Consider the following 25,822-nt stretch of genomic DNA (forward strand, 5'->3'; position numbering starts at 1 on the left):
CTGGGTGTGCCGCCCGCCCCGCCCGCGCGGCACACCCAGCACGACGCAAGCCGTTCCGACGCAAGCCATTCCGAGGAAGGAGCCGAACGATGAGGGCACGGTTCATCCTGTCCGAGACCTGGACGAGCCTGAGGCGCAACGGGTCGATGATCCTTTCGGTGATGCTCGTCACCTTCATCTCGTTCCTGTTCATCGGCGCCTCGGTGCTCATGCAGGCGCAGATCACCAAGGCCAAGGGCACCTGGTACGACCAGGTGGAGGTGGTGGTCTACTTCTGCCCGGACGGCACCAGCCAGGCCGCGTCCTGCGCCTCCGGCAAGGCGCCCACGCAGCAGGAGATCGCCGACGTGGTCACGCTCATCAACGACGAGCTGCCCAACGACGTGGCGAACGTCACGTACGTGAGCAAGGAGCAGTTCTACAACGACACGTTCCTCAAGGAGTACCCGAACGGCGAGTACAACGGCCGCACGCTCACCGCGGCGGACATGCAGGACTCGCTGCGCCTCAAGCTCAACGACCCCACCAAGTACCAGGTGGTCTCCGAGGTGCTGTCCGGACGCACGGGCATCGAGGAGGTGGTGGACCAGCGCCAGATCTTCGACCCGATCTTCAACGTGCTCAACAAGGCCACGGCGGTCACGGTCACGCTGGCCGGCGTGATGGTGGTGGTGGCTATCCTGCTCACCGGCACCACGATCCGCATGTCCGCGGCGTCGCGGCGCAACGAGACGGAGATCATGCGGCTCGTGGGCGCGTCCAACTGGACGATCCGCCTGCCGTTCATCCTTGAGGGCATGTTCGCGGCGCTGCTCGGCTCGGCGCTGTCCGTGGTGGCGCTCGACGTGATCGTGCGCACGTTCCTGACCGGAGGACTGGCGAAGACCGTCACGTGGATGCCGTTCGTGGACCAGTCCACCGTGCTGCTCGCCGCGCCGGGGCTGATCGCGGGGGCGCTCGTGCTGTCCGCGGCGGCCTCCGCCGTGTCGCTGCGGCGCTACCTCAAGGTGTGATCGGCGCCGGATGACCGCCGCGTTCGCCACGAGCGATTTGGACATTCAGCTTCCATCTGTACAATCCGAACCAACCAGGACCATCGAGGGACCATCGAAGGGGACAAGGCTTATGACCGTAACGAAGCGAAGCAGAGCCGTGATCGGCTGGCTGCTGTGCGCCGCGACGCTGACGGCTACCGGCGTGGCCGGCATGAACGTGGGCGTCACCGAGGCGCAGGCCGTGCCGAGCTACTCGGAGTACCAGCAGAAGGTGGCCTCCGCCAACGAGCTCAAGGCACAGCTCGCCGGCGCCAGCGCCGATCTGCAGGAGCAGATCATCGCGCTGGACGATCTGACCGAGAACCAGATCCCCGCCGCGCAGGACGCCGTCGACCAGGCCAACGCCGCCGCCGAGACCGCCAAGGCCGCCGCGGACGCCGCGGCCGAGCGCCTCAAGGCCGCGCAGAAGGACCGCGAGGACCTGCAGGCGAAGATCGACCAGACCGGCGCCGACTACGATGACGCGCAGGCCGCCGTGGCGCAGCTGGCGCGCGAGAGCTTCCACGGATCCGACGCCTCCAAGGTGATGAGCGTGGTCACCAACGCCTCCACCGCGGACGACTTCGTGCAGAAGATGCAGGCGGACGCCGCCGTCACCCGCTCCGAGGCCAACGCCGCCAACGACGCGGCCACGGACCTCAACACCTCCATGAACCGCGGGCAGCGTCTCGAGGCCATCGAGCAGGAGATCACCACGCTCAAGGCGCAGGCCGACCAGGAGTCCGCCGCCGCGCAGCAGGCCGCCGCGGACGCGCAGGCCAAGCAGCAGCAGCTCAACGCGCTGCGCGAGGAGGGCGACAAGAAGCGCGCCGAGCTCGAGTCCCGCGTGGAGCAGCTCAAGGACGCCTCCGCCAAGGAGGCCGCCGAGGTGGTGCTCATGAAGTCGCAGATCGACTCCTACAACGAGCAGCTCGCCGCCGCACAGAAGGCCGCGCAGGAGGAGGCCGCCAAGAACGCCACGCAGGGCCAGGACACCTCCGCCAGCAAGCCGAGCAGCAGGCCCAGCTCGTCCGGCTCCTCCAACTCCGGCTCGTCGAGCAAACCCAGCTCCGGCGGCTCCTCCAACTCCGGCTCCAGCTCGTCCGGCTCCTCGTCCGGTTCCAGCTCCGCCGGCATGAACTACTCGGTGCCCGGCAACTGCGCGCCGTACTCCAGCTCCTGCTACGGCCACGCCACGCACGACATCTCCAGCACGTACCCGGTGGGCCAGTGCACGTGGTGGGCGTACCTGCGCCGCCACCAGCTCAACCTGCCGGTGGGCACGCAGTTCGGCAACGGCAAGGACTGGGCCAACTCCGCCCGCTCCTACGGCTACTACGTCAACAGCACGCCGCACGTGGGCGCCATCATGGTGTTCCGCGCCGGCCAGCTGGGCGTGAGCGCGCAGTACGGCCACGTGGCCATCGTGGAGCGCATCAACGCCGACGGCTCGGTGTACATCTCCGAGTCCGGCTCCGGCTTCGGCGGCCGCGTGCACTACCGCAACATCCAGAACCCGGGCAACTTCCAGTACATCCACACCTGATCCGCGAGGGGCGTCCGCCGGGACGCCCCGCACGGAACCGGGGCAGCGTGCGCGCCGTCCGCCATGCGCGGGCGGCGCGCACGTGCTATCGTAGGCATCTTGCGATCGGGACGATCCGATCGCGGGACCAGTCAGGAAGACCGGCCGGCAAGACCAGGCGGCGGGACCGATCGGCGAGGGGAGGAACGCATGGCCAAGGAACAGGGCACCAAGCTCATCGTGCAGAACCGCAAGGCGCGCCACGACTACACCATCGAGGACAAGTACGAGGCGGGCCTGTCCCTGACGGGCACCGAGGTCAAGTCGCTCAGGGAGGGACGCGCGTCGCTGGCCGAATCGTTCATCTCCATCGACCGCCGCGGCGAGATGTGGCTGGAGAACGCCAACATCCCCGAATACCTCAACGGCACGTGGAACAACCACGCCCCCAAGCGCAAGCGCAAGCTCCTGCTGCACCGCGCGCAGATCACCAAGCTCTCCCGCGGCATCGAGGCCAAGGGCTACACCATCGTGCCCATCAGCCTGTACTTCAAGGACGGGCGCGTCAAGGCGGAGATCGCCCTGGCCAAGGGCAAGCGCGAGTTCGACAAGCGCCAGGCGCTGCGCGAGGAGCAGGACAAGCGCGAGGCGCTGCGCATCATGCGCTACCGCAACATGCGCTAGCACGCGCGCGATGCACGGCGGCCGCGGCACGCATCCCCGCGGCGGGTAACGCCCTCGTAGCAAAACGCACATATGGTCGCCTCTGTGAGGTCCGAAGGATCGGGATTCCGCGGGCCGTACAGAGAGGACCATCATGATGAAGATCAAGTCATTCGCCGCGGCGGTCATGGGAGCCGCCATGCTCGTCTCGCTCGCCGGCTGCGGCACGTCCGATGCCCCGGCCGCATCCGCGTCCGGCTCCGGCTCCGCCGGCTCGTCGTCGTCCGCCTCCACCGAAGGCTACGACGTCAGCGGCGTCAAGAAGGACGACGCCATCGCCGCGCTCGTGCCCGACTCCGTGAAGTCCGACGGCAAGCTCACCGTCGGCATGGACACCTCCTACGCCCCGGCCGAGTTCCTCGCCGCGGACGGCAGCACCCCGGTGGGCTACGACGTGGACCTTGCCAAGGCCCTCGCCAACGTCATGGGCCTGCAGGCCGAGCCCGTCACCTCCACGTTCGACTCCATCATCCCCTCTATCGGATCCAAGTACGACATCGGCATCTCCTCGTTCACCATCACCGACGAGCGCAAGGCCGCCGTGGACTTCGTGAGCTACTACAAGGCCGGCTCCACGTGGGCCGTGAAGAAGGGCAACCCGGAGAAGTTCGACTCCGCCAACCTGTGCGGCCTCAAGATCGCCGTGCAGACCGGCACCACGCAGGAGGAGGAGGTCAACTCCGCCAACGAGCAGTGCCCGGCGGACAAGAAGATCGAGATCCTCTCCTCCAAGCTGCAGACCGACGTGACCACCAACGTGGTGACCGGCAAGGCCGTGGCCTTCTACGCCGACTCCCCGGTGGCCGGCTATGCGATCAGCCAGACCGGCGGCCAGCTCGAATCGTTCGGCGAGGACGTGGGCGTGGCGCGTCAGGGCGTGGCCATCAAGAAGGGCGACAGCGCCATGGACGAAGCCGTGCAGAAGGCCATGACCAAGCTCATGGACGACGGCACCTACGGCAAGATCCTCGACACGTGGGGCGTCAAGTCCGGCGCCCTCGACAAGGCCGAGATCAACCCCGCCGCCGACTGATCCGCATCTCCGACCGGCGTCCCCGATCACGGCCCGCCCCGCGATCCGCCCGCCCGCCGGCCGCCCCGCGCACGAGCGCCGGCCGGCCGGCGGTTTACTTTGTCGTATCGAAGCGTCATTATGGTGATTTCGCACACATATGTCGTTGATCCGCCCATGAGGACCGTGGGCGGGACCCATGTCCGTCGAAGCGAGGAGCGTTCCCACATGCCTTCCAGCACCATCAAGACAATGAAGTCCCTGACCGCAGCAGCCCTGAGCGCCGCCATGCTCGTCGCGCTCGCCGCGTGCGGCACGTCCGACGCCACCGACGCGGCGTCCGGCGGCACCTCCGGCAACGCCACCGTCGGCTACGACGTGAGCGGCGTGGCCAAGGACGACGCGATCGCCGCGCTCGTGCCCGACTCCGTGAAGTCCGACGGCAAGCTGTCCGTCGGCATGGAGCTCAGCTACGCGCCGGCCGAATTCCTGGCCGAGGACGGCAAGACGCCCGTGGGCTACGACGTGGACATCTCCAAGGCGCTCGCCAAGGTGATGGGCCTCGAATCCGACATCGTGTCCTCCACGTTCGACACCATCGTCCCCTCCGTCGGCTCCAAGTACGACCTGGGCATCACCGCCATGACCATCACCACCGAGCGCCTCGAGGCCGTGGACTTCGTGAGCTACTACAAGGCCGGCTCCACGTGGGCCGTGAAGAAGGGCAACCCCAACGGCGTGGACACCGCCAACCTGTGCGGCCTCAAGGTGGCCGTGCAGACCGGCACCGTGCAGGAGCAGGAGGCCAACGACGCCAACGCCAACTGCCCGGCGGACAAGAAGATCGAGGTGCTCTCCAGCAAGCTGCAGACCGACGCCGCCACCAACGTGGTGACCGGCAAGGCCGACGTGTTCTACGCCGACTCCCCGGTGGCCGGCTACGCGATCAGCCAGACCGGCGGTCAGCTCGAGGCGCTCGGCGGTAACGTCGGCACCGTCAAGCAGGGCATCGCCATCAAGAAGGGCGACACCGCCATGGACGAGGCCGTGCAGAAGGCCGTGACCAAGCTCATGGACGACGGCACCTACATGAACATCCTCAAGCACTGGGGCGTCGAATCCGGCGCCCTCGACAAGGCCGAGATCAACCCCACCGATCTGGAGTAGTCCGGCAACGGGCACGTCGGACGCGGCGAACCGGCAGCCATCGGTCGCCGCGTCCGCGCATGACCAGCCATCCGCAGGAGAAGGCGTCCGCAAGACAGGAGAAGAGGAATCGCAATGGCGAAGAAGGAAGTCGACGGCGAGGGACTCGACATCCCCAACCGCATCAAGGCGCTGCCGGTGCGCCGCACGGGCCCCATCGTGGCGGCCGTCATCGTGGCGCTGCTCGCGGCCATGCTCATCCAGGGGCTCGTCACCAACGAGCGACTGGAATGGCCCGTCGTCTGGAAGTACCTGTTCAACGAGAACGTGCTCAACGGCGTGGGCAAGACGCTCGAGCTCACCGTCATCTCCATGGTGGTGGCGATCATCCTCTCGGTGATCCTCGCCATCATGCGCAAGTCCATCAACCCGGTGCTCAGGGGCGTGAGCTGGTTCTTCATCTGGTTCTTCCGCGGCACCCCGGTCTACACGCAGCTCGTGTTCTGGGGCCTGCTCTCCGTGCTCATCCCCAAGTTCTCGCTCGGCATCCCGTTCACCGACATCTCCTTCTGGAGCATCGACTCGTCCGTGATCGTCACCGCGTTCAACGCCGCATGGATCGGCCTCGCGCTCAACGAGGCCGCATACCTCTCCGAGATCGTGCGCGCCGGACTCGAGGCCGTGGACAACGGACAGACCGAGGCCGCGCAGGCGCTCGGCATGAGCCGCACGCTCATCATGCGCCGCGTCGTGCTGCCGCAGGCCATGCGCATCATCATCCCGCCCACCGGCAACGAGACCATCGGCATGCTCAAGAGCACGTCCCTCGTGCTCGCCGTGCCGTACACGCTCGACCTGCAGTTCGCCACCAACGCCATCGCCAACCGCCTCTACAAGCCGATCCCGCTGCTGCTCGTGGCCTGCATCTGGTACCTGTTCATCACCTCCGTGATGATGGTGCTCCAGGCGCAGCTGGAGAAGCACTTCGGCAAGGGCTTCGACGCGCGCCCCGTCGGCGCCAAGGGCAAGCAGCCGCCGTACGACCCGCCCTACCCGGGCAAGACCGACGGCGAGCAGAAGGACGACGTCGCCAAGCTCAACCAGGCCACGTTCACCGGGCTGAACGCCTGAGGGAAAGGAACGACAGATGAATCCGACGAATCCCGGCATCACCCCCGCCGTCAGGGCCACCGGCGTGCACAAGGCCTTCGGATCCCTGCACGTGCTCAAGGGCATCGACCTGACCGTGATGCCCGGCACCGTGACCGTGATCCTCGGTCCCTCCGGCTCCGGCAAGTCCACGTTCCTGCGCCTCATCAACCAGCTCGAGACGCTCACCGGCGGCGAGATCGACGTGGACGGCGAGATGATCGGCTACAAGACCGTCGAACGCAAGGGCCGCAAGGTGCTGCAGACCCTCAACGACAAGGAGGTCGCCGCGCAGCGCGCCAAGCTCGGCATGGTGTTCCAGCGCTTCAACCTCTTCCCGCACATGACCGCCCTCGAGAACGTCATGGAGGCCCCGGTCCACGTCAAGCACATGCCCAAGCACGAGGCGCGCGAACTCGCCGCCGCCGAACTCGCCCGCGTGGGCCTGTCCGACCGCGCCGACTACTATCCCGCGCAGCTCTCCGGCGGCCAGCAGCAGCGCGTCGCCATCGCGCGCGCCCTCGCCATGAAGCCCGAGATCATGCTGTTCGACGAGCCCACCTCCGCGCTCGACCCCGAGCTCGTGGGCGAAGTGCTCAACGTGATGCGTTCCCTCGCCAAGGAGGGCATGACCATGATCTGCGTGACGCACGAGATCGGATTCGCGCGCGAAGTGGCCGACCAGGTGGTGTTCATGGACGGGGGAGTCGTCGTGGAGAAGGGCGGCCCCGAGATCATCTCGAATCCTCAGGAAGCGAGGTTCAAGGACTTCCTGCAGCACGTGCTGTGAGGCTTGGACCTCCGCGACAGATACGGATGCACCCTTCGCGATACACTCCAGGGCCGTTCGGCCCCGCGACGACTGACGTCGTCGCTGCTTACGATCGCGAAGGGTGCATCCGTATCTGTCGCTCCAAGGCTGAGATGCTATGCGGTGCAGAAGTTGGGGCATGCTCCGAGGCAGGGAGCTGAATCGGGAGGTCCGCTGGAGCGCATGGTGCCGGCGCATGTGGGGATGTGTGGGGGATGGGCGCGCGGGAGGCGGGGCACGCAACGTGCATCGGTTACGCTGGGGAGCTATGTGTGGAATCGTTGGATATGCAGGATCAGTTCAGACGGCGTGCGGCAAACCCCTCGAGGTGTGCCTCCAGGGACTGCGCCGACTCGAATACCGCGGCTACGACTCGGCCGGCGTCGCGCTGAGCGCGCCCGGCATGGACCGCGTGGCCGTGCGCAAGAAGGCCGGCCGCCTCGACAACCTCGTCAAGGACATCGAACGCAGCCCCATGCCCGCCGCCACCGTCGGCATCGGCCACACGCGCTGGGCCACCAACGGCGTCCCCAGCGACGTCAACGCCCACCCGCACGTCAGCCGCGACGGCAAGGTAGCCATCATCCACAACGGCATCATCGAAAACGCCTCCCAGCTGCGCCTCGACCTGCAGGCCGAAGGCTACCGCTTCTCCTCCAGCACGGACACCGAAGTCGCCGCCAAGCTGCTCGGCAAAATCGTCGACAAGATCATCGAAGAGGACGGCGCCCCCGACCTGTTCAAGGCCATCCGCCGCCTCGCCCGCATGCTCGAAGGCGCGTTCACCATCCTCGCCACCGACTGCCGCCAGCCGGACATCGTCGTCGGCGCGCGCCACGACTCGCCGCTCGTCGTCGGCCTCGGCGACGGCGAAAACTTCCTCGGCTCCGACGTCGCCGCGTTCGTCGCCTACACCAAGACCGCCATGGAAGTCGACCAGGACCAGGCCGTGTGCGTGAGCGCCGACCACGTCACCGTCACCGACTTCGACGGCAACGTCGTCGAACACCCCAAGGTCTACACCGTCGACTGGGACGCCTCCGCCGCGGAAAAGGGCGGCTGGGACTCCTTCATGGACAAGGAGATCCACGAAGACCCCGCCGCCGTGCAGCGCACGCTCCTCGGCCGCCTCAACAAGGACGGCGACCTCAACCTCGACGAAGTGCACATCGACGAACACGACTTCAAGGCCGTGGACAAGATCATCGTCATCGCCTGCGGCACCGCATCCTACGCCGGCATGGTCGCCAAATACGCCATCGAACACTGGGTGCGCATCCCCGTCGAAGTCGAACTCGCCCACGAGTTCCGCTACCGCGACCCCATCCTCACCCCGCGCACGCTCGTCGTCGCCATCTCCCAGTCCGGCGAAACCATGGACACCCTCATGGCCCTGCGCCACGCGCGCGAACAAGGCAGCAAGGTGCTCGCCATCTGCAACACGCAGGGCGCCTCCATCCCGCGCGAATCCGACGCCGTGCTCTACACGCACGCCGGCCCCGAAGTGGCCGTCGCCTCCACCAAGGCGTTCGTGGCGCAGATCACCGCCGCCTACCTGCTCGGCCTCTACCTCGCGCAGGTCAAGGGCGCCATGTTCCGCGACGAGATCCACCAGGTGCTCGACTCGCTCAAGCAGATGCCCGCCAAAATCCAGTGGGTCATCGACACGCAGACCGCCACCATCGCCGAAGCCGCCAAGCGCATGGTCGACGCCAAGTCGTTCCTGTTCCTCGGCAGGCACGTCGGCTACCCCGTCGCCCTCGAAGGCGCGCTCAAGCTCAAGGAAATCGCCTACACGTTCACCGAAGGCTTCGCCGCCGGCGAACTCAAGCACGGCCCCATCGCGCTCGTCGACGAAGGCGAACCCGTCGTGTTCATCGTGCCGCCCGAACGCGGCCGCAACGTGCTGCACGCCAAGGTGATCTCCGGCATCGAGGAAGTCAAGGCGCGCGGCGCGTTCATCATCGCCGTGGCCGAGGAAGGCGACCCCGACGTGGAACGCTACGCCGACGTGGTCTTCTGGCGACCCAAGGCGCCCACGCTCATGAGCCCGCTCGTGGACGTGGTGCCGCTGCAGCTGTTCGCCATGGACATGGCCAACCTCAAGGGGTACGACGTCGACAAGCCGAGGAATCTTGCGAAATCCGTGACGGTGGAGTGATTGTTCCGCGGGTGCTGGGCCGCTACGGCGGCGGTCGGCGCACACGATGCCGGACACGCTCAAGGCCGCTCGGCCGTCGGGCGCTGGCGCGCCCTGCTTACGGTCCGGCATCGTGTGCGCCGACCGCCGCCTTCGCGGCAGCTCGCGGAGTCTAGAGAGTGGAGCGCCAAATTTGGGGTGCGGGCGCTGGCGCGCCCGGTTGGTGCCGGTTGATAGTTGTGGATGGAGGTGATGGGCGTGGGGGAGAGGAGGCATCGGTGGGTGCTGGAGGAGCCGGAGATTCCGTTCGGGATGGGTGTGCTGTATGAGGACGAGCGGATCGTCGTCGTGGACAAGCCGCATTTTCTCGCCACCACGCCGCGCGGCATGTGGTACCGGCAGACGGCGCTCATGCGGCTGCGGGAACGCTACGACGATCCGCTCATCACGCCGGCGCATCGGCTCGACCGGCTCACCGCGGGCGTGGTGGTGTTCGTGCGCGACCCGGCCTGCCGCGGCGCCTACCAGATGCTGTTCCAGGAGCATCGGGCCGTCAAGACCTACGAGTGCCTCGCGCCGTGCGCGCCTGTCTCGCGTCCCCGCTTCGGCACCGTGGAGCCGCTGGAACCGCCGCGCGTCTTCCCCCTGCGCCGCCGCTCGCGCATCGTCAAGCGCCGCGGCGTGCTGCAGGCGTACGAGGAGCCGGGCGCGGTCAACGCCGAGACCGTGATCGAGATCGGCGGCGGCGTTCCGGGACGCCCGGACCTGCGCTCCTACGTGCTGCATCCGCGCACCGGCAAGACGCACCAGCTGCGCGTGCACATGGCGTCGCTCGGCCTGCCCATCACGGGCGACGACTTCTATCCCGTGCTGCGCGACCCCAGATCGTACGACGACTTCGACCAGCCGCTCGAACTCGTCGCGCGCACGCTCGAGTTCACGGACCCCGTCACCGGCGAGCCGCGCCGGTTCGAATCGCGCATCCCGCTCGGAGCGGGGATCGCGGCGCCGGCGAGGTCGGTTCCGCGGACGTCGGCTTGACGGATGTCGGCTCGGCGACCTCCGGTCAGCGCGGCGCCGGACCCGTCGAGCCGCGCCGCACAAGCTCCACGGGCAGCGCCGTGCGCGCGTCGGCACGCAGCGTCTCGCCCTCGCAGGCGCGCATCACCATGGTGAACGCGCGCTCGCCGATCGCGTCGAACGGCATGCGCATGGTGTCCAGATCCAGTCTGGGCACCACGGCGGTGAGCGAGTCGTCCACGCCGATCACGCTCACGTCCTCGGGCACGCGCCGCCCGCTGGCGCGCATCGCCAGCATGCAGCCGTACGCCATCTGGTCGTTGGACGCGTACACCGCCGTGCAGTCCGGGTCCCGCGCGAGCTCGAGCCCCGCGTCGTAGCCGGAGTCGGCGCTCCAGTCGCCGCGCAGCGGGGCGGGCACGGGGATGCCGCGACGCTCCAGCTCCTCCCGCCACGCCCGTTCGCGTTCGTTGGACGAGCAGGAGAACGCCGGGCCGGCGATGTGGTGCACCGTGCGGTGGCCCTCGCGCAGCAGCAGATCCACGGCCTGCGCGGAACAGCCGGCCTGATCCGCGTCCACGGTGACGCAGCCGGGCAGCGGCCCCTCGGCGATGAGCACCACGGGCAGCCGGTCGGTGGGGCGGAACGGTCCGAAGTCCGCGGGGCGCCGCTCCAGCGCGATGATCACGCCGTCGATGGGCAGGGTGCGCATGCGCGCCAGAGCCTGCGCGGGCGTGAGGGAGGGGGCGGCCTCGTCGTCCAAGACGCTGTTCGTGACGCCGTCCGCGTTGCCATCCGTGCCGTCGGCGCGTCCGTTGCATCCGCCGTCGAGCGTGAGCAGCGTGACCGCGTATCCGTGCCGCGCCGCGGCGGCGCCGATGCCGGACAGGATGCGCATGTTGCCGGTCTGCGTGGTGTTGAACAGGATGACGCCGACGTTGTTGAACCGTCCGTGCTTGAGCGCCCGGGCCGCGTAGTTGGGACGGTAGCCGAGCTCGCGCATGGCCGCGCGCACGCGCTCCGCGGTGTCCGGGCGGACCAGGTCGCTGCCGTTGGCCACGCGCGAGACGGTCTGCGGGGACACGCCGGCGCGCTGCGCCACCTCGCGTAGGGAAACCGAGTCGTGCCTCCGTGAAGTCGCCATGTCTTCCGCCTTTCCCGCGCCGTCCATGTACGCCGCGCGTCCTCGTCGCGTCCGCCCGTGCGTCCCGCGAATGCGCCCGGTCCTCGCCGCTGCTATGATGATAACGCAAACATTCCTGTGGGGCCGTGACATCGCGGCCGCATGGACAATCGTAACGACAAGGAGGTCAGATGGCACGCAGGGAACATCGCTGGCCGCGGCCGCTCGCCGGACAGCCGGAACGCATCTGGTACGGCGGCGACTACAACCCCGACCAGTGGCCCGAGGAGGTGTGGGACGACGACATCCGCCTGATGACGCAGGCCGGCGTCAACCTCGTCTCCGTGGGCATCTTCAGCTGGGCCGCGATCGAGACGTCGGAGGGCGTCTACGACTTCGGCTGGCTCGACCGCATCATCGACAAGCTCGGCAGGGCCGGCATCGCCGTGGACCTCGCCTCCGCCACCTCGTCGCCGCCGATGTGGCTCACGCAGGCGCACCCCGAGGTGCTGTGGAAGGACTACCGCGGCGACACCTGCTGGCCCGGCGCGCGCCAGCACTGGCGTCCCACCAGCCCCGTCTTCCGCGGCTACGCCCTGAAGCTGTGCCGCGCCATGGCCGAGCACTACAAGGACAACCCCTACGTGGTGGCCTGGCACGTGGGCAACGAGTACGGCTGCCACAACCGCTTCGACTACTCCGACGACGCCATGCGCGCGTTCCAGCAGTGGTGCCAGCGCCGCTACAAGACCATCGACGCGGTCAACGACGCGTGGGGCACCGCGTTCTGGGCGCAGCGCATGAACGACTTCAGCGAGATCGTGCCGCCGCGCTTCATCGGCGACGGCAACTTCATGAACCCCGGCAAGCTGCTCGACTTCAAGCGCTTCAGCTCCGACGCGCTCAAGGCGTTCTACGAGGCCGAACGCGACGCGCTGGCCGAGATCACGCCGGACAGGCCGCTCACCACGAACTTCATGATCTCCGCCGGCGGCACCGTGCTCGACTACGACGACTGGGCCGACGAGGTGGACTTCGTCTCCAACGACCACTACTTCACGCCCGGCGAGGCGCACCTCGACGAGCTGGCGTACGCCGCATCGCTCACCGACGGCGTGGCGCGCAAGGACCCGTGGCTGCTCATGGAGAACTCCACATCCGCCGTGAACTGGCGTCCGATCAACTACCGCAAGGAGCCCGGGCAGCTGGTGCGCGACGCGCTGGCGCACCTGGCCATGGGCGCGGACGGCATCTGCTTCTTCCAGTGGCGCCAGTCCAGGGCCGGCGCCGAGAAGTTCCACTCCGCGATGGTGCCCCACGCCGGCGAGGACAGCCAGGTCTACCGCGACGTGTGCGCACTTGGCGCCGACCTGAACCGGCTGGCGGACGAGGGCCTGATCGGCACCAGGCTCGTGAGGTCCAAGGTGGCCGTGGTCTTCGACTACCAGTCGCAGTGGGCCACCGAGCACACCGCCACGCCCACGCAGGAGGTGCATCACTGGACCGAGCCGCTCGCGTGGTTCCGCGCGCTCGCGGACAACGGCATCACCGCCGACGTGGTCCCGGTGCGCGGCGCATGGGACGAGTACGACGCCGTGGTGCTGCCGGCCCTGTATCTGATCGACGAGGCCACCGCGCGCCGCGTGCGCGAGTACGTGGCCGACGGCGGCCGGCTGCTGGTGAGCAGCTACAGCGGCATCGCGGACGAGAACGACCACGTCTGGCTCGGCGGCTACCCCGGCGCCATCCGCGACGTGGTGGGCGTGCGTTCGGAGGAGTTCGCGCCGCTGGGCGCGGGCGACGGCACGCTCGACCATCTGGATCTGAGCAACGGGGCGACGGCGCACGGCATCGCCGACGTCATCACCTCCGTGGCGCCCTCGGCGCGCGTGCTCGCCACGTTCAGGTCGGACCCGTGGGTCGGCATGGACGGCAAGCCCGCCATCACCGTCAACGACTACGGCGACGGCAAGGCCGTCTACGTGGCCGGGCTTCTGGGACGCGAGGGACTGGCGCTGAGCCTGTCCGAGCTGCTTGACGAGCTGGGCGTCGAGACCCGTCCCGAGCCGGACCGCGGCGACGTGCTGCGCGTGGAGCGCGCCGACGAGTCGGACGAGAACCACTTCGTGTTCATCTTCAACCGCACGCACGAGGACGCGATGGTGGACGTGGAGGGCGAGCCGATCGTGAGCTCCCTGACGCACATCACGGCCAGCGAGCACTCCGCGGTGATCAGGCCCAACGGCGTGCTCGTCGTCAAGCTGTAGCCGCGGCGGCCGGCGGTCGGCGGCTGGGAGCCGGACCGCCGGCAAGCGAAGGGCCGGGTTTTCGTACGATCGGCATGATTCCAAGGCCGATCGGCGAAACCCGGCCCTTCGCTTGCCTAGAATCGGGCGCATCGGGCAAACGAACGGGCGGGTTTTCCCGCGATCCGCATGATTCCGGGGCCGGCATCGGAAACCCGGCCCTTCGCTTGCCCGGGAGCCCCCGCTCAGCGCGCGCCCACGGTCCTCGCGTAGATGATCGCCATGCCCTTGAAGATGAGGTCCGGATCGTACACGTCGATGAGGTCGGTGTCGTCCGCGAACACGCGCCCGAGCCCGCCGGTGGCCACCACCTTGAAGTCCTCGCCGATCTCGTAGCGGAACTGGCGGATCGTGCGTTCGATGCCGCCGAGGAAGTTGTAGTAGAGCCCCGCCTGCATGGCGGTCCTGGTGCCCTTGGCGAGGATCGTCTTGGGGCGCGTGATCTCCACCTCCGGCAGCTGCGCGGTGCCGCCCCACAGCGCCGCCGCGGCCGTGCGGATGCCCGTGGTGATGAGTCCCGCGGTGATCGTGCCGGACGCGTCCACGTAGTTGAACGTCGTGGCGGTGCCGAAGTCGCCCACCAGCACCGGGCCGCCGTACACGTGGTAGGCGCCCGCGCAGTCCGCGAGGCAGTCGGCGCCCATCGACTTGGGGTCGTCCATGCGGATGTTGATGCCGGTCCTGACGCCCGGCCCCACGATCATCGGGTCGATGTTGAGGAACTTGACGATCGAACTGCGGAACGAATGCATGACCTTCGGCACCACGGACGCGATGATCACGTCGTCCACGTCGCGCACCCCGTAGCCGGACATGTCCAGGAACTCGGTGAGCAGCAGACCGTACTCATCCGACGTGTGGTTCGCCTTCGTGGTGATGCGGTACGTGCCCGTGATCCTCGACCCCTCGAGGAATCCGAGCACGATGTTGGTGTTGCCGATGTCGACCGCGACAAGCATGGGGTCCTCCCTCCCGTATCCGCCGTATGCGGCGTATTCGCGCACCATCATAGCCGCGCGCCGCCGGGCCGCGATGCCGTCTCCGAACGCCTCAGCGCTGCCGCGCGTGGATGATCGCGAGCCCCTTGAAGATCAGGTCCCGGTCGTACACGTCGATCATGGACGTGGCGTTCGTCAGGATGCTGCCGAGCCCGCCCGTCGCCACCACGTGGAAGACGGCGCCCGTCTCCGCGCGGAACCGGCGGATCGTGTACTCCACGCCGCCCAGGAACCCGTAGAACAGCCCCGCGCGCATCGCCGCGATCGTGTTCGTGCCCATCACCGTGCCCGGGTCGCCCAGCTCCACCTCCGGCAGCTGCGCGGTGCCGCCCCACAGCGCGTTCGCCGCGGTCTGCAGGCCGATGCCGATCGCGCCCGAACGGAACGCGCCGTCCGCGTCCACGTAGTCGTAAGTGGTGGCGGTGCCGAAGTCGATCACCAGCACCGGGCCGCCGTACAGCTCGTACGCGCCCACCGAGTCGGCGATGCGGTCCGCGCCCACCGCGCGCGGGTTGTCCATGCGGATGTCGAGCCCGGTGCGCACGCCCGGACCCAGCACCACCGGCTCCACGCCGAGCAGCTTGACGATCGAATTGCGGAACGCGTGCATCACCTTCGGCACCACGGACGAGATGATCACGCCGTCCACCTCGTCCGTCTCGATGCCGCTCATACCCATGAACCGGCGCAGCATGAGCGCGTACTCGTCCGCCGTGTGATGGCTCTTGGTGGTGATGCGGAAGCTCGCGATCACCGCGCCGCCGTCCAGGAAGCCGAGCGAGATGTTGGTGTTGCCGATGTCGACCGCGAGCAGCATCACGCCTCCCGCACGAAGTCGGCGTCGAACGTGGGCTGCTCGGCCAGCTTGTTCGCGCGGATCACGGCGAGACGGCCCAGGATCAGACCCGCCAGATCGCCCTTGCCCATGATCGAGAGCGGCTCCGGCGCCGCGCCCGGGGTGAGCAGCGTCACCACGTTCGTGTCCGTGGCGAAGCCGGCGCCGCGGTCGTTGAGGTTGTTGGCCACCAGCATGTCGCAGTGCTTCTCGCCGAGCTTCTGCGCGGCGTGCTCCACCAGATGCTCGGTCTCCATGGCGAACCCGCACAGCACCTGCGGGCGCGCCTCGCCCTGCCCGGCCACGGGACCGGGGCGCTTGTGCCCGCCGGCCCACGCCAGGATGTCCGGGTTGGAGACGAGCTTCAGCTCCAGCGAGGTGCGCCCGTGCTTCTTGATCTTCTGCGGGTGCACGTTCTCCGCGCGGAAGTCGCCCACGGCCGCGGCCATGACCGTGATGTCCGCGTCCTCGAAGTGCGCGGTCACCGCGTCGAACATGTCCTGCGCGCTGGTGACGCGCACCATGTCCACGCCGTCCGGGGCCTCGAGCGCGGTCGGGCCGGAGACCAGCGTCACCGCGGCGCCCATGTCGCGCGCGGTCTCGGCGATCGCATAGCCCATCTTGCCGGTGGAGTGGTTGGTCAGGTAGCGCACCGGGTCGAGCGACTCCTGCGTGGGGCCGGCCGTCACCAGCACCGTGAGGCCCCTCAGCGGCAATGTGGCGGGGTCGGCGTGCTCGCGCAGCAGCGCGGCGGCGCGCGTCTCGATCACGGCCGGCTCCTCCATGCGGCCCTTGCCCACGTCCCTGCATGCCAGCACGCCGGACTCCGGCTCCACGATCGTCCAGCCGTCGCCGCGGCAGATCTCGAGGTTGCGCTGCGTGGCCGGGTTCGCGTACATGTGCGTGTTCATGGCCGGGCACAGCATCTTCGGGCCCTCGTAGGCCAGCACGGTGGAGGTCAGCTCGTCGTCGGCGATGCCATTCGCGATCCGGGCGATCACGTCCGCGCTCGCCGGGGCGATCACCAGCAGATCGGCCCACTTGGCGTCCTCGATGTGGCTGATGCCGGACGCGCCGGCGTCCGCGGCCGGGCCATGCCCGAACATCGCGGTGCGCACCGGGTTGTGCGTCAGCGCGTTGAACGTGAGCGGGGTGACGAACTGCGCGCCGGCCGCCGTCATGATCACGCGCACGTCATGGCCGGCCTTGGTCCAGTCGGAGGCCAGATGGCAGGCCTTGAACGCCGCTATGCTGCCGGTGACCCCCAGAAGAATGTGCGCCATCACCATGTCCTTCCCGCGCCTCGTCACCGAAGCCGCGTGTTCGCCCGCCGAGGTCGATCCGCCGAGGTCGTCCAAGGTCGTTGCGGGCCGTCCCGTCAATGCCGCCCCCAGTATAGCGACGGCGCGGGAGCGCGGCGCCTTCCCGGTCATCCTGAGCGGGGCGCGATGCCCTTTTCTTTTGGTCATCCCGAGCGTGGTGTTTCTCTTCGGTCATCCTGAGCAGAGCGAGATGCCCTTTTCTTTTGGTCATCCTGAGCAGGGTGTCTCTCTTCGGTCATCCTGAGCGGAGCGCAGCGGAGTCGAAGGATCCTTGACCATCGACGTGAATGTCAAGGATCCTTCGACTCCGCCCTACCGGGCTCCGCTCAGGATGACCGGGGAAGCGCCCATGCCGTGCCGCTTAGGATGACCGGGGGAAGCGCCCATGCCGTGCCGCTTAGGATGACCGGGGGGAGGACCCATGGCGCGCCGCTTAGGATGACCGGGGGGAGGGCCCGTGCCGCGCCGCTCGGGATGACATGGGCGCTATTCGGCATGGCCGGCGAGTTCCGGCCACAGATCGCGCCATTGGGGATTGCCGGTTTCGATCAGGGCATTCTTCTTGGCCCGGGTCCAGCCCTTGAGCTGTTTCTCCCGCGCTATCGCGGCGACGGGGTCGGGGAACGTTTCGACGTGCACGAGCTTCGACACGTTATAGCGGGCGGTGAAGCCGTCCGCCGCATGATTGCGATGTTCGGACACGCGACGGATGATGTCGTTGGTGACGCCCGTGTACAGCACGGTGTTGTGCTGATTGGTGAGCATGTACACGTACATCATGGGGCTATCCTAGTTCTCCTTCCGGTCATCCTGAGCGTGGTGTCTCTCTTCGGTCATCCTGAGCGGAGCGCAGCGGAGTCGAAGGATCCTTGACCATCGACGTGAATGTCAAGGATCCTTCGACTCCGCCCTATCGGGCTCCGCTCAGGATGACCGGGGAGGTACTGCTCGGGATGACCGGAGAAGAGCCCATGCCGTGCCGCTCGGGATGACCGGAAAGGACTATGCCGGTACTGCTCAGGATGACCGAAGGAGGGGCGTATCGCTCCGCTCAGGATGACCGGAGGGGAGACGTGCCGTGCTGCTCAGGATGACCGGAGGAGGGCGTGCCCTGCCGCTCGGGATGGCCGGGGCACGGCAACCGCCGAAGGTCGGGACCGCGGCTATGATGAGGTGCGGTGATGGTCGACCCCAAGCGGCGGCCAATCGCGAACCGGGCCGTCAGGGCCCCGAACAGAGAAGAACCGCATAACTCAACAAGGAGAGACGCATGTCTCAGGTCAATGGTGCGCACGGCAAGGCCGGCGCAACCGCATCCACCAAATCCGCATCCGCGAAGAACGCATCCGCGAACGCCGCCAGCACTGACGCGAGCCTCGCCGCCCGCGCCAAGGGACCCAGGAAGGGCGGCCCCCGGGGCAAGGGCTGGATCGTCTCGCTCGTCGCCGTCATCGCCGCCGTGGCGGTCATCCTCGGCGTCACCATCTACTTCAACGGCCGCGAGGCCGAATCGGCGAACGGCGGCACGGCATCGGTCTCGGGCGCCGCCGCGGACACCGTCACCGTGGGCATCAAGCTCGCCCCCGTGAACCTCGACATCCGCCACCAGTCCGGCTCCGCGCTCGAGCAGCTGCTCATCGGCAACGTGTACGAGGGCCTCGTCTCGCGCGACTCGGACAACAAGGTCCAGCCCGGGCTCGCCAAGAGCTGGGAGATCAGCGACGACGGCCTCGCCTACACGTTCCACCTCAACGAGAAGATGAACTTCTCCAACGGCGACGAGCTGAACGCCGACGACGTGGCCTGGTCCATCAACGAGCTCAAGGCGCAGAAATACTACAACTACGATCAGGTCAAGAACCTCGACAAGGCCGAGGCCGTGGACGCGAACACCGTGAAGGTCACGCTGACCGCCCCCGACTCCAACATGCTGTGGTACCTGTCGGGCCGCCCCGGTCTGGTGTTCGACAAGGACGCGCAGTACGACGCCAAGACGTCCGCGCTCGGCTCCGGCCCGTACACGGTCGTCTCGTTCGACGCCAGCGACAAGCTCGTCCTCAAGGCCAACGACAGGTACTGGGGCGCCGACCACAAGGCAAAGACCGAGAACGTGGTGGTGCGCTTCCTGCCCGACGACAACGCGGCCGTGAACGCCCTGAAGAGCGGCGACGTGCAGGTGCTCTCGCCGATCACCGCCACCCTCGCCAAGCCGTTCCAGTCCGATCCCGACCACTACACGGTCTCCGCGAACGACGGTTCCGACAAGTTCGTGCTCGCCTTCAACGTGACGAATCCCAAGCTCTCCGACCAGCGCGTGCGCCAGGCGATCCGCTACGGCATCGACCGCCAGCAGATCATCGCCTCCCGCGGCGACGTCGACGCGCCTCTCGGCGGACCGATCCCGTCCGTCGATCCCGGATACGAGGACCTCACCGGCCTGTACCCGCACGATGCGGACAAGGCCAAGGCGCTCATGGCCGAGGCCGGCTACACCGCCGACCACCCGCTGCAGCTCACGCTCACGTACGCCAACGTCTACGGCACCGAGCTCGGCGACCAGCTCAAGAGCCAGCTGAGCGAGATCGGCATCGATCTGAAGATCAACTACGTGGAGTTCTCCACGTGGCTGCAGGACGTGCACACCAACGGCGACTACGAGCTGTCGCTCGTGGACCACGCCGAAAGCCACGACTTCTACAAGTGGGCCACGCCCACCTACTACTACCACTACGACAACAAGCAGGTGCAGGACCTGTACGCCAAGGCGCTCGCCGCCACCACCGACGCCGAGGCCGACGACTACCTGAAGCAGGCCGCGCGCATCGTGTCCCAGGACGCGCCCGCCGACTGGCTGTTCGCCTACCGCGTGACCGTGGCCGCCGCCAAGGGCGTGGACGGGTTCCCGCAGAAGCTCAGCCAGAGCGTGCTGCCGCTCTACGCGGTGACCTACCGCAAGTAGCGATCGCCATCCGCCATCCCGAGCGCGGCGCATTCGTCATCCTGGGCGAAGGTTACTTGGTTTTCACTCGTCATCCTGAGCGGAGGTTGCCGGCATAGCCCCTTCGGTCATCCTGAGCGAAGGCCGTCAGGCCGTAGTCGAAGGATCTGTGACCTGCGTTGATGGTCAGGGATCCTTCGACTCCGCGCTTCGCGCTCCGCTCAGGATGACCGGAAAGGGAGCGCGTTTTGCTTACGCCTCGTCATTCTGGGCGAAGGCCACTCGGCTTACCCCGTCATTGGCGAAGGCTGGTTTGGCCCACCCCCCGTCATCCTGAGCGAAGGCCGTCAGGCCGTAGTCGAAGGATCTGTGACCTGCGTTGATGGTCAGGGATCCTTCGACTCCGCGCTTCGCGCTTCGCTCAGGATGACGGGAAAAGGAGCGCGCTCCGCTCAGGATGACCGGAAAGGGAACATGCTTCGCTCAGGATGACGGGGAAAGGAACGCGCTCCGCTCGGGAGGACGAGCGGAGCGGGCGCCGGAAGGGCATCTCGGGATGACAAGACAACACCCCCATAGGAGAATGGGAACCATGCGTTTCATCGCACATCGACTGCTGCTGTTCGCGGCCGCGCTGTTCGGCGTGTCCGTGCTGGTGTTCGTCGCCCTGCGCATCCTGCCGGGCGACGTGGCCGCCGTCATGGCCGGCACCGCCGCCACGCCCGACCGCATCGCCGCCCTGCGCGCCCAGTTCGGGCTCGACCGGCCGCTCGTCGTCCAGTACCTCGACTGGGCGGGCGGCCTGCTGCGCGGCGACCTCGGCACGTCGGCGCTCACCGGGCGCGCGGTGGTCGCGCAGGTGGGCCAGCGCGCCTCGCTCACCTTCCCTCTGATCCTCATGAGCCTTGCGGTGGCGCTGGCGATCGGCCTGCCGCTCGGCTGCGCGTCCGTGCTGGCGCGCGGACGCCGCATGCGCGGATTCCTGCACGTGGTCGCCATCGTGGGCGGCGCCGTGCCGGCCCTGTGGAGCGGCTTGCTGCTCATCCTGCTGTTTTCGCGCGGCACCGGCCTCATCGGCATCTTCCCCTCGCAGGGGTTCCCGTCCGAAGGCTGGCGTGACTTCGGACGCGCGCTCGCCTCGCTGGTGCTGCCGTCCGTGGCCACCGGCATCGTGGCCGGCGCGGGCATCATGCGCTACACGCGCGCGGCGGTCGGCGACCTGGTGGACGGCGGCGCGATCGACATGGCGATGGCCTGCGGCATGACCCGCACCCAGGCGGTGCTGCGCGTCGGCCTGCGACTGGCCACGCCGCAGTTGGTTTCCGTGGTGGGACTCACCTTCGCACAGATGATCACCGGCGTGATGGTGGTCGAGAGCCTGTTCGCGCTGCCGGGGCTCGGCGCGCTGCTCATCGGCGACGTGGGCAACCGCGATCTGATCGCCGTGCAGAGCGAGCTGTTCCTGCTGGCCGCGTTCTTCCTGACGCTCGGGCTCGTGATCGACCTGATCCACCGCGCGCTGGACCCGCGGCTCAGAATCGGCGCGGGCTCGGGAGAATCGGCCGCGCGGTCGAACGGAGGCGAACGATGACGATGAGGAACCTGTCGGAATCCTGCACGCGCGTGTTTCGCGCGATCTGGCGCCGCGGCTCCGGCCGCTACGCGCTCACGGTGCTGGGCCTGTGGATGGCGGTCGCGGTCGTCTCCCTGTTCTGGACCCCGCAGCCGCTGCTCGCCACCGACGGCTACCACGTGTGGGCCGCGCCGTCCGCCGCGCATCCGCTCGGCACCGACGGCACCGGCGCCGACGTGCTCAGCTGGCTCATGGCCGGTTCGCGCACCAATCTCGTCATCGCCGCCCTCACCGTGGTCTGCTCCGGCGCGCTGGGCCTGCTGCTCGTGGGGCTCATGGTCTCGCGCCGCGCCGGGCTCGGCTCCGTCACCGTGGCCGTGGTGGACGCGCTGATCTCCATTCCCACGGTGCTCATCGCGCTGCTGCTCACCGTGCCGTTCGGCGCGTCCGTGGGCGTGATCGTGGGCGCGTGCTCCATCGCGTACGGGCTGAACCTTGCCCGCGTCGCGCGTCCCGCAGCCATGCTCGCCGCGCGCAGCGACTACGTCGGCTCCGCGTTCGCCGGCGGCGCCTCCGGCTGGTACGCGTTCACGCGGCACGTGGTGCCGAACATCGCGCCGGTGCTGGCCGTGCAGCTGTCCATTTCGGCCGGCACGTCCGTGCTGGCCGAAGCGGGGCTCACGTACCTCGGCGTGGGTGTGGGAGCCGGCGTGCCCAGCTGGGGGCATTCGCTCGCCACGTCCGTGAAGTTCATCAACGTGTTCCCGCTCACCGTGCTGTGGCCGGGCCTCGTGGTGACGCTCGCGGTGGTGGCGTTGAATCTGCTGGGCGATGCGCTGGTCCGTGTCGGCGAGGAGGTGGCTCGATGAGCGTTGAGGTGCGTGGGCTGAACGTGGCGATCGACGGGAGGCCGATCGTGCGCGACGTGGATCTGACGGTCGGCGACGGGGAACGCGTGGGGCTCATCGGCTCGTCCGGTTCCGGCAAGTCGATGATCGCCCGCGCGATGCTCGGCCTGCTGCCGCGCGGCGCGGAGGTCTCCGGGTCCGTGCTGCTGGGCGGCACGGAGGTCGTCGGCGCCGCGGAACGCGATCTCGCCGACCTGCGCGGCCGGTACGTGGGCGTCGTGTTCCAGAACCCCGGCGCCTCGCTCAACCCGGTGTCCACCGTGGCGAGGCAGATCGCCCTGCCGCTGAGGCTCCACTACGACCTGACCCGCGCCGAACGCGAGGAGCGCGTCATGGCCATGCTCGCCAAGGTGGGGCTGGACGAGTCCGTGGCCGGCCGGTATCCGCATGAGCTGTCCGGCGGCCAGCAGCAGCGCGTCGGCATCGCCGCGGCGCTCGTCACCTCGCCGCGGTTCATCATCGCGGACGAGCCCACCACCGCGCTGGACTCGATCATCCAGCGCCAGATCACGGACCTGCTGGTCTCGCTCGTGGACGACGCCGGCGCCTCGATGCTGTTCATCACGCACGACTTCTCCGTGCTCGCGCGCGCCACCACGCGCTGCGCGGTGATCGACGACGGGCGCGTGGCCGACCGGGGCGCCACCGCCGACCTGCTCGCCGCGCCGTCCACGCCGGAGGCGCGCGAACTGGTGGAATCCGCCCGACGGCTGACCTTGGATCCGACCCTGGAGACACGATGAGCGATGGAGGCACGATGAGCACGAGCAGGCCGAGCGCGCTGCTGTCCGCAACCCATATCGAGAAATCCTTCGGCGGCCGCCGGGTGCTGTTCGACGTGTCCGCCGCGGTGGGCGCGGGGGAGTGCCTCGCGGTGATCGGCGGCTCCGGATCCGGCAAATCCACACTGACGCGCATCATGCTGGGGCTCGAGACGCGCGATTCGGGCGAGGTGACGTATGCCGGCCGGCCGGTCGTTCCCGGGCGCGGCGGCCGCATCCCCGGCTCCTCGGAGGGATTCCGCGCGCTGCGCCGCGAATCCGGGCTGGTGTTCCAGAACCCGTTCGCCTCGCTCGACCCGCGCTGGACGGTCGCCCGGTCCGTGGCCGAGCCGCTGGTCCTGACCGGCCGCGGACCGGACCGCGAGCAGACCGCATCCGCCGTGTGCAAAGCGCTGGCCACGGCCGGGCTTGACCCGTCCGAGATGCTGGAACGCCGCCCGGCGCAGCTGTCCGGCGGGCAGGCACAGCGCGTGGCCATCGCGCGCGCCATCGTGGCCGAGCCGCGCGTCATCCTCGCCGACGAGCCGATGAGCGCCATCGACGTGACCGCCCGCGTGCAGATCCTCGACGCGCTGAACGCCATCCGCACCGCCCGTCCGGACATGGGCCTGATCGTCGTCTCGCACGATCTGGGCGTGGTCCAGCACCTTGCCGACCGCATTCTGGTGCTCCACGACGGGCATGTGGTGGAATCCGGCCCGACCGACGGGGTTCTGGGCTCTCCGAAGGCGGGCTATACCCGGGATCTGGTGGCCGCCGCCTCGCTGTGAGGCGATGGCCGTCGCACAAGATTTCGGGGCCTTCATCTTGTGAGTCGGGCGCATGTGCGTTTGCACAGGCGGATGCTTGGCATTCCGCCGTTTCCCGGTGAAACCGATGTGCGATGTTGCGAGCTTTTCGGGTCACAAGATGAGGTGCCGTTCATCTTGTGACCCGGCCGGGCGTCAGGGGACCGTCCAAGTCACCAGTTCGGGTTGACGATCTGCATGGCCACGCCGTCATCCATGACCTTGAACCCGTGCCGCTCGTAGAACGCGGCGTTCTTGCTCTCCTCCGGCATGACCTCGACGTAGAAGAAGTCGCGGTACTTCTCCTTGACCATCTCGATCATGTGCCCGGCGATGCCGCGGCCCTGGTATTGCGGATCCACCAGCACGTAGTGCACGTAGGCGAGCATCGATCCGTCGTCCAGCGCACGTACCAAACCGACCAGCCGGTCGCCGTCCCACGCCGAAATGACCGTCGAGGAACCCATCAGCGCATGGTGCAGCTGCTCGGGGTAGCGGCCGGACACCCAGCCGACGGACAGGAACAGCCGCTGCGTCTGCTCGACGGTGAAGCGGCGTTCCTCGGTGTAGACGATGTTCGCGTTCTCGTTGCTCATGAGCCCAGCGTAACGCCGGCCGCGCGATGCGGGTCCTCGGCGTATCACAGGTCCTGCGCGCTCATGCGGTCGAGCTCGGCGCGCAGCCGCATCCGGTCGCGCCGGTACAGGTAGATGCCGCCGAAGGTGATGGTCGGGATGTTCCAGACCAGGAACACGAGGACCGCGGCGAGGATGGTGGCCGTCAGACTGCCGGACGTCTGCGCGCAGTTGCCGCCCGCGTCGGTGACGGTACAGACGGCCGCGGCGTTGAGCAGGACGTTGGCGACCGTGGCGCAGACGGCGACGGTCAGCGAGATCGCGGGCAGCACGAGGCCGGGCCAGCGGCTACCGGTCCCCGACAGGCGGATCTGCAGCAGGACCAGACCGGCGAAGACCGCGGCGAGGACGAATAGGAAGACGAGGGATCCTGCGATGGTCATGATTGCTCCTTAACGTTCCTTGGCGGCGTCCCGGTAGGCGGCGATGAGGACACGCGCGGTGTCGACGTCGACCCTGCCGTCCACGGCGAGCCGCCTGACGAGCGTGACGTAGGGGTCGGACTCGGCCTGTTCGCCGAGCCGGATCTTCTGGATGAGCCGGTCGAGCCGGAGCCGGACGGTGGGATAGGAGACGCCGTATTCGCCGGCGACCTCCTTCATGGATCCGGAGGCGAGCACGAACCGGCGGATGAAGGCGAGGTCCTCGTCGTCGAGGTTCGCCAGCCAGGCGGGCGTTGCGGACAGGGACATTGGATACCTCCTTCGGCATGATGCGGCGCGGCGCGGGGTGTTGCGGTGCGCCGCGGCTGCGGTGCCGCGTCAGATGCGGAGTTGTGACCGGCATCACAAAGTTGAATAAATTGTATCACATATTTAATTTTATTGAACTCAAATCGGTGTCTGACTTGCGTTTTGTTGATCTGCCGGCGCGATCGCCCGCACGACAATGTCCCGAATCGTGGAACGCGGCACGTTCGCGCGGGAACGGATGCTATGGTGGGGGCCATGACGTATTTCTCATGTTGTCGCTGTTGTCGCTGACCGACGCCCGATGGGGCGCGCGGTTGACAACGCATAACTTGAGATAGGACTCATTCGCGAATTCTCGCAGT

24 protein-coding genes are annotated in these 25,822 nt (G+C 68.1%); 16 read left to right on the forward strand and 8 right to left on the reverse strand.

Annotation, left to right across the window (positions count from 1 at the left end; translation table 11 throughout):
* The first annotated feature begins 89 nt into the window (after nucleotides 1–89).
* The 9 genes from ftsX (at nucleotide 90) to G1C96_RS09320 (ending at nucleotide 10,581) form a co-directional block, all read left to right on the forward strand.
* Complete coding sequence (gene ftsX / locus G1C96_RS09280) at nucleotides 90–1,013, forward strand: permease-like cell division protein FtsX (RefSeq protein ID WP_169276316.1); 924 nt, start codon at nucleotides 90–92, stop codon at nucleotides 1,011–1,013.
* Between the two features lie 112 nt (nucleotides 1,014–1,125).
* Nucleotides 1,126–2,580, forward strand: coding sequence for a CHAP domain-containing protein (locus G1C96_RS09285; protein WP_169276317.1), 1,455 nt, complete (start codon nucleotides 1,126–1,128; stop codon nucleotides 2,578–2,580).
* Between the two features lie 189 nt (nucleotides 2,581–2,769).
* A complete protein-coding gene (gene smpB / locus G1C96_RS09290; protein WP_169276318.1) occupies nucleotides 2,770–3,243 on the forward strand; it encodes an SsrA-binding protein SmpB in 474 nt (157 codons plus the stop codon).
* 133 nt (nucleotides 3,244–3,376) lie between these two features.
* The gene (locus G1C96_RS09295) at nucleotides 3,377–4,315 is read left to right on the forward strand and encodes an ABC transporter substrate-binding protein (RefSeq protein WP_169276319.1); all 939 of its coding nucleotides are present in this window, start codon (nucleotides 3,377–3,379) and stop codon (nucleotides 4,313–4,315) included.
* A gap of 207 nt (nucleotides 4,316–4,522) precedes the next feature.
* Nucleotides 4,523–5,461 (forward strand): ABC transporter substrate-binding protein, encoded by a 939-nt coding sequence (locus G1C96_RS09300; RefSeq protein ID WP_169276320.1) that lies wholly within the window; start codon nucleotides 4,523–4,525, stop codon nucleotides 5,459–5,461.
* A 114-nt stretch (nucleotides 5,462–5,575) separates the two neighbouring features.
* A complete protein-coding gene (locus G1C96_RS09305; RefSeq protein ID WP_169276321.1) occupies nucleotides 5,576–6,571 on the forward strand; it encodes an amino acid ABC transporter permease in 996 nt (331 codons plus the stop codon).
* 16 nt (nucleotides 6,572–6,587) lie between these two features.
* Nucleotides 6,588–7,379 carry an amino acid ABC transporter ATP-binding protein gene (locus tag G1C96_RS09310; RefSeq protein ID WP_169276322.1) on the forward strand — a complete coding sequence of 264 codons (792 nt, stop codon included), beginning with the start codon at nucleotides 6,588–6,590 and terminating at the stop codon, nucleotides 7,377–7,379.
* A gap of 289 nt (nucleotides 7,380–7,668) precedes the next feature.
* A complete protein-coding gene (gene glmS / locus G1C96_RS09315) occupies nucleotides 7,669–9,561 on the forward strand; it encodes a glutamine--fructose-6-phosphate transaminase (isomerizing) (RefSeq protein WP_169276323.1) in 1,893 nt (630 codons plus the stop codon).
* 231 nt (nucleotides 9,562–9,792) lie between these two features.
* Nucleotides 9,793–10,581, forward strand: coding sequence for a pseudouridine synthase (locus G1C96_RS09320; RefSeq protein WP_240945195.1), 789 nt, complete (start codon nucleotides 9,793–9,795; stop codon nucleotides 10,579–10,581).
* Between the two features lie 25 nt (nucleotides 10,582–10,606).
* On the opposite strand, the gene G1C96_RS09325 is transcribed toward G1C96_RS09320, so the two are convergent.
* Nucleotides 10,607–11,704, reverse strand: coding sequence for a LacI family DNA-binding transcriptional regulator (locus tag G1C96_RS09325; protein ID WP_169276324.1), 1,098 nt, complete (start codon nucleotides 11,702–11,704; stop codon nucleotides 10,607–10,609).
* Between the two features lie 170 nt (nucleotides 11,705–11,874).
* Between G1C96_RS09325 and G1C96_RS09330 the strand changes: the two genes are divergently transcribed.
* Nucleotides 11,875–13,950, forward strand: coding sequence for a beta-galactosidase (locus tag G1C96_RS09330; RefSeq protein ID WP_169276325.1), 2,076 nt, complete (start codon nucleotides 11,875–11,877; stop codon nucleotides 13,948–13,950).
* 224 nt (nucleotides 13,951–14,174) lie between these two features.
* On the opposite strand, the gene G1C96_RS09335 is transcribed toward G1C96_RS09330, so the two are convergent.
* The 3 genes from G1C96_RS09335 to coaBC form a co-directional block, all read right to left on the reverse strand.
* A complete protein-coding gene (locus G1C96_RS09335) occupies nucleotides 14,175–14,948 on the reverse strand; it encodes a type III pantothenate kinase (RefSeq protein WP_169276326.1) in 774 nt (257 codons plus the stop codon).
* A gap of 91 nt (nucleotides 14,949–15,039) precedes the next feature.
* A complete protein-coding gene (locus tag G1C96_RS09340; RefSeq protein ID WP_169276327.1) occupies nucleotides 15,040–15,804 on the reverse strand; it encodes a type III pantothenate kinase in 765 nt (254 codons plus the stop codon).
* Nucleotides 15,804–17,105 carry a bifunctional phosphopantothenoylcysteine decarboxylase/phosphopantothenate--cysteine ligase CoaBC gene (gene coaBC, locus G1C96_RS09345; RefSeq protein ID WP_205832122.1) on the reverse strand — a complete coding sequence of 434 codons (1,302 nt, stop codon included), beginning with the start codon at nucleotides 17,103–17,105 and terminating at the stop codon, nucleotides 15,804–15,806. The genes G1C96_RS09340 and coaBC overlap by 1 nt, the downstream gene beginning before the upstream one ends.
* Before the next feature lie 4 nt (nucleotides 17,106–17,109).
* Between coaBC and G1C96_RS09350 the strand changes: the two genes are divergently transcribed.
* Nucleotides 17,110–17,388, forward strand: coding sequence for a hypothetical protein (locus G1C96_RS09350; protein ID WP_169276329.1), 279 nt, complete (start codon nucleotides 17,110–17,112; stop codon nucleotides 17,386–17,388).
* A gap of 242 nt (nucleotides 17,389–17,630) precedes the next feature.
* Here the strand turns inward: G1C96_RS09350 and G1C96_RS09355 are convergent, their stop codons facing one another.
* Complete coding sequence (locus G1C96_RS09355) at nucleotides 17,631–17,924, reverse strand: GIY-YIG nuclease family protein (protein ID WP_169276330.1); 294 nt, start codon at nucleotides 17,922–17,924, stop codon at nucleotides 17,631–17,633.
* 490 nt (nucleotides 17,925–18,414) lie between these two features.
* On the opposite strand from G1C96_RS09355, the gene G1C96_RS09360 reads away from it, so the two are divergent.
* The 5 genes from G1C96_RS09360 to G1C96_RS09380 all read left to right on the forward strand — a co-directional run bounded on the left by G1C96_RS09360 (nucleotide 18,415) and on the right by G1C96_RS09380 (nucleotide 24,115).
* Nucleotides 18,415–20,103 carry an ABC transporter substrate-binding protein gene (locus tag G1C96_RS09360; RefSeq protein WP_169276331.1) on the forward strand — a complete coding sequence of 563 codons (1,689 nt, stop codon included), beginning with the start codon at nucleotides 18,415–18,417 and terminating at the stop codon, nucleotides 20,101–20,103.
* A gap of 571 nt (nucleotides 20,104–20,674) precedes the next feature.
* Entirely contained in the window at nucleotides 20,675–21,673 is a 999-nt protein-coding gene (locus G1C96_RS09365; RefSeq protein WP_169276332.1) for an ABC transporter permease, read from the forward strand.
* Nucleotides 21,670–22,524, forward strand: a complete 855-nt coding sequence (locus tag G1C96_RS09370) for an ABC transporter permease (protein ID WP_169276333.1) — start codon at nucleotides 21,670–21,672, stop codon at nucleotides 22,522–22,524. Before G1C96_RS09365 ends, G1C96_RS09370 begins: the two co-directional genes overlap by 4 nt.
* Nucleotides 22,521–23,306 carry an ABC transporter ATP-binding protein gene (locus tag G1C96_RS09375; RefSeq protein ID WP_169276334.1) on the forward strand — a complete coding sequence of 262 codons (786 nt, stop codon included), beginning with the start codon at nucleotides 22,521–22,523 and terminating at the stop codon, nucleotides 23,304–23,306. The genes G1C96_RS09370 and G1C96_RS09375 overlap by 4 nt, the downstream gene beginning before the upstream one ends.
* The gene (locus tag G1C96_RS09380) at nucleotides 23,303–24,115 is read left to right on the forward strand and encodes an ABC transporter ATP-binding protein (protein WP_417852185.1); all 813 of its coding nucleotides are present in this window, start codon (nucleotides 23,303–23,305) and stop codon (nucleotides 24,113–24,115) included. Before G1C96_RS09375 ends, G1C96_RS09380 begins: the two co-directional genes overlap by 4 nt.
* Before the next feature lie 191 nt (nucleotides 24,116–24,306).
* Here G1C96_RS09380 and G1C96_RS09385 read toward each other — a convergent pair whose 3' ends face one another.
* From G1C96_RS09385 to G1C96_RS09395, 3 genes are read right to left on the reverse strand one after another with little or no spacing between them, the layout of a single operon-like run.
* Entirely contained in the window at nucleotides 24,307–24,729 is a 423-nt protein-coding gene (locus tag G1C96_RS09385) for a GNAT family N-acetyltransferase (RefSeq protein ID WP_169276336.1), read from the reverse strand.
* A gap of 44 nt (nucleotides 24,730–24,773) precedes the next feature.
* A complete protein-coding gene (locus G1C96_RS09390) occupies nucleotides 24,774–25,151 on the reverse strand; it encodes a hypothetical protein (protein ID WP_169276337.1) in 378 nt (125 codons plus the stop codon).
* Nucleotides 25,152–25,160: 9 nt separating this feature from the next.
* Nucleotides 25,161–25,460, reverse strand: a complete 300-nt coding sequence (locus G1C96_RS09395; RefSeq protein ID WP_169276338.1) for a DUF2089 family protein — start codon at nucleotides 25,458–25,460, stop codon at nucleotides 25,161–25,163.
* Nucleotides 25,461–25,822 lie beyond the last annotated feature (362 nt).

This window comes from Bifidobacterium moraviense (genome assembly GCF_012932365.1).
Classification (GTDB): domain Bacteria; phylum Actinomycetota; class Actinomycetes; order Actinomycetales; family Bifidobacteriaceae; genus Bifidobacterium; species Bifidobacterium moraviense.